The sequence below is a fragment of the Streptosporangium sp. OZ121 genome (assembly GCF_051918885.1).
Classification (GTDB): Bacteria; Actinomycetota; Actinomycetes; order Streptosporangiales; family Streptosporangiaceae; genus Streptosporangium.
Window position 1 is genome coordinate 1 of record NZ_JBPXMC010000067.1, and the last position, 4486, is coordinate 4486.

General features: G+C 72.0%; 1 protein-coding gene. It reads left to right on the plus strand.

The features are described from left to right. Positions 1 to 4486: type I polyketide synthase (locus tag ACTOQ1_RS42655; RefSeq protein WP_440074283.1), on the plus strand; the 4486-nt coding region annotated here is incomplete at both ends.

Sequence of the window (4486 nt, forward strand, 5' to 3'; positions counted from 1 at the left end):
GCCGACCTGCGACGGATGGAACGAGCGGGCGTCAAACCCCTGTCCATCCCCGACGGACTCGCCCTGCTCGACGCCGCCCTGCACACCGACCACCCCGTCCTCGTCCCCGCACGATTCACCAAGACCCGTACCAGCGGGCGCACACCGGTGCGGCGTGCGGGCCAGGCCGGTGGGCTCGCGCAGCGCCTGGCCGCGTTGGACCCCGCTGAGCGGCATTCGATGCTGTCCGGCTTGGTCAGAGGGCATGCGGCGGCGGTGCTCGGGTTCGCCGACGGGTCGGCGATCGAACCGCGGCGCCAGTTCCAGGACCTCGGCTTCGACTCCCTCACCGCGGTCGAGTTCCGCAACCAGCTCAACGCGGCGACCGGCCTGCGGCTGCCGGCCACGCTCATCTTCGACTACCCGACCGCTGAGGCGGTGGCCGACTACCTGGTGGGAGAACTGGCCGGTGGTCAGGTCTCGCGGGCGGTCGTGGCCGATGTCTCGGTGGCCGACGAGCCGATCGCGATCGTGGGCATGGCCTGCCGCTATCCCGGCGGCGTCTCCTCACCAGAGGGTCTGTGGGATCTGGTCGCGCAGGCTCGGGACGCGGTGGGCGATTTCCCGTCCGATCGCGGCTGGGACGTGGAAGGGGTGTACGGCCCGGAACCGGGCGCACCGGGAAAGAGCTACACGCGACAAGGCGCGTTCCTGTACGAGGCCGCCGAGTTCGACCCCGGGTTCTTCGGGATCAGCCCGCGTGAGGCCCTCGCGATGGACCCGCAGCAGCGGCTGCTGCTGGAGGCCTCGTGGGAGGCGATCGAGCGGGCGGGCCTGGACCCGGTGGGACTGCGCGGCAGCCGGACGGGCGTGTTCGCCGGGGTGATGTACCACGACTACGGTCTGGGCACTCCCGCGAACACCAGTGGCGGCAGTCTGGTGTCCGGACGGGTGTCGTACACCCTGGGCCTGGAGGGTCCGGCGGTCACGGTGGACACGGCGTGCTCGTCGTCGCTGGTCGCGCTGCACTGGGCGGCACAGGCACTGCGCTCGGGTGAGTGTGATCTGGCCCTCGCCGGCGGTGTCACGGTCATGTCGACGCCCGGCATGTTCATCGAGTTCTCGCGGCAGCGTGGCCTGTCGGTGGACGGGCGGTGCAAGGCGTTCTCCGCGTCGGCGGACGGCACAGGTTGGGGCGAGGGTGTCGGCATGCTGCTCGTCGAGCGGCTCTCGGACGCCCGTCGCAACGGTCACCACATCCTCGCCGTCATGCGCGGCAGCGCGATCAACCAGGACGGCGCGAGCAACGGCCTGACCGCCCCGAACGGCCCCTCGCAGCAGCGGGTGATCCGTCAGGCGCTGGCCAACGCCGGACTGTCGACCGCGGACATCGACGCCGTGGAAGCGCACGGCACGGGCACCACCCTCGGCGACCCGATCGAGGCCCAGGCCATCCTGGCCACGTACGGCCAGGACCGGCCCGAGGACCGGCCGCTGTGGCTGGGGTCGTTGAAGTCGAACATCGGCCACACCCAGGCCGCCGCCGGTGTCGGCGGCGTCATCAAGATGGTGATGGCTCTCCGTCACGAGCTCCTCCCCAAGACCCTGCACGTGGACGAGCCGAGCCCGCACGTGGACTGGTCGGCCGGTGCGGTGGAACTGCTCACCGAGCCCGTGCCCTGGCAGGAGAACGGGCACGCCCGCCGCGCGGCCATCTCGTCCTTCGGGATCAGCGGCACGAACGCGCATGTGATCATCGAGCAGGGTCCGGTGGTGGAGCCGGAGCCCTCCGGCGCCGAGCTGCCGGTGACGCCGTGGCTGCTGTCGGCCAAGACTCCCGAGGCGCTGCGGGCGCAGGCCGGGCAGCTCGCGTCGTGGGTGGAGGAGCGGCCGGAGCTGAACCCGGCCGATGCGGCCTGGACGCTGGCGAGCGGCCGTGCGCTGCTGGAGCAGCGCGCGGTGGTGGTCGGTGCCGATCGGGCCGAGCTGGTGACGGGCCTGCGTGCCCTGGCCGACGGTACGACGACGCCGGAAGCCGCGGCGGCCGACGGCAGGGTGGCGATGCTGTTCACCGGTCAGGGCAGCCAGCGGGTGGGCATGGGGGCGTCCCTCGCGGCGGCGTTCCCGGTGTTCGCCGACGCGCTGGACGAGATCTGCGCGCTGCTGCCAGGTGCGGTGCGTGAGGCGATGTTCTCCGGCCCGCAAGAGGTGCTGGCCGAGACCGGGATGACCCAGCCGGCGCTGTTCGCCTTCGAGGTGGCTCTGTACCGTCTGCTCACCTCGCTCGGTGTCACCCCGGACGTGCTGGTGGGTCACTCGGTCGGAGAGATCGCCGCCGCTCACGTGGCCGGGGTGCTCTCACTGCCCGACGCCTGCACCCTCGTCTCCGCAAGGGCCCGGCTGATGCAGGCGTTGCCGGAGGGCGGGGCGATGCTGGCCGTCGCCGCCCCCGAGGCGGAGGTCCTTCCGCTGCTGGAGGGCCGCCAGGACGTCGGTATCGCCGCCGTCAACGGCCCTCAGGCCGTGGTCATCTCCGGTGACGAGGCCGCGGTGGAGGAGATCGCGGGCCTGGTGAGCGTCCGGACGCGCAGGCTGCGGGTCTCGCACGCTTTCCACTCGCCCCTGATGGAGCCGATGCTCGCCGAATTCGAGCAGATCGTCTCCGGGTTGACCTTCAGCGAGCCGAGCATCCCGGTCGTCTCCAACGTGACGGGCCGTCCCGCTGAGCCGGGGCTGCTCACCGACCCGGCGTACTGGGTGCGGCACGTGCGTGAAGCGGTGCGCTTCGCCGACGGGGTGGCCGCCTGCCAGGCGGGTGTGTTCGTGGAGATCGGGCCGGACACCACCCTGACCGCGCTGGCTCAGCAGAGCGTGCAGGACGGCGCCTTCGTCGCGACCGCGCGCAAGGGCCGGGACGAGGTTCGGGCGCTGGTCGAGGCACTCGGCCGGCTGCACACCCACGGTGTGGGAGTCGACTGGACGGCGATCCTCACCCCGAGAGCGCATGTCGATCTGCCGACGTACGCCTTCCAGCACGAGCGGTACTGGATCCCCGCGCTGACCGATGCCGGGGACATGAACGCCGCCGGGCTGGGCGCGATCGATCACCCGGTGTTCAGCGCCGTGACCGAGGTCGCCAGCGGCGAGTCGGTGATCTTCAGCGGCCGCCTGTCACCCGCCACGCAGCCGTGGCTGGCCGATCACCTCGTGGGTGGTCAGATGCTGGTTCCGGGGGCGGCGCTGGTCGAGCTGGCCATCCGGGCGGGCGACGAGGTCGAGTGCTCCTACCTTCAGGAACTGACCATCCAGGCGCCGCTGGTGGTGCCCGCCCAGGGCGGGGTCCAGATCCAGGTGGTCGTCGGAGCGGTGGAGGAGTCCGGAGCACGTCCGCTGACGGTCCACTCCCGCTCCCAGGACGCCGCCGGATGGACGCAGCACGCACAGGGCCTGGTGACCGCCGAGCTGCCGGTGGCGGCGTTCGAGCTGGCGCAGTGGCCGCCGGTGGACGCGCGGCCGGTGGTGGTCGATGGTCTGTACGACGATCTCGCGGCGGTCGGCCTGGAGTACGGGCCGGTCTTCCAAGGGGTGACGCGGGCCTGGGCGCGGCCCGGTGAGGTGTTCGCCGAGGTCACGCTGCCCGAGCAGGCGCATGGGGACGCGGCGCGGTTCGGGGTGCATCCGGCGTTGCTGGACGCGGTGCTGCACGCCAGCGCGCTGGGTGACCTGCTGCCAGAACCCGAGCCGGGCAGGCCTTTCCTGCCCTTCTCCTGGTCGGGTGTGTCCCTGCACGCCACAGCGGCGACCAGCCTGCGAGTGAAGATCATCGGTACGGGCGGCACCAGCATGGCGCTGACCATCGCCGACGGGTCCGGTGTGCCGGTGGCGGAGGTCGAGGCGCTCACGTTGCGTCCGTTGTCGACCTCCGACCTGGCCGCTGCGGGTGATCGTGGCTGGTTGCACCAGGTGGGCTGGACCGCCATCGCGGCCGGGACGAGCACGGAAGTACCCCGCTGGGCGGTGCTGGAGGCGGGAGCCGGCCTGGATTCGGTCGTCGAGCCGTCGGAGGCGGTGCTGGTCGCCATCCCATCCGGCGGTGAGCTGGGTGTGGTGACGCGTGAGGTGCTGGACCTGGTGCAGGGGTGGCTGGCCGAGGAGCGGTTCGCCTCCTCGCGGCTGGTCCTCGTCACCCATGGCGCGGTGGTGGCGGTCGCGGATGAGGTGCCGGATCTGGCGCAGGCGGCGGTGTGGGGTCTGGTGCGAGCGGCGCAGGCCGAACAGCCCGGCCGGCTCGTACTGCTGGACCTGGACACCGACTCCCTCGACGCGGACACGGTCGCTCAGGCGCTGGCCACGGGCGAGCCACAGGTCGCGGTACGAGACGGACACCTGCTGATGCCAGGACTGAGCCGCACCGCGGACCGTGGCGAGGAGCGGTCGGTGTTCGGTTCGGAGGGCACGGTGCTGGTCACCGGCGGCACCGGCGGGCTGGGCGCGGTCGTGGCCAAAC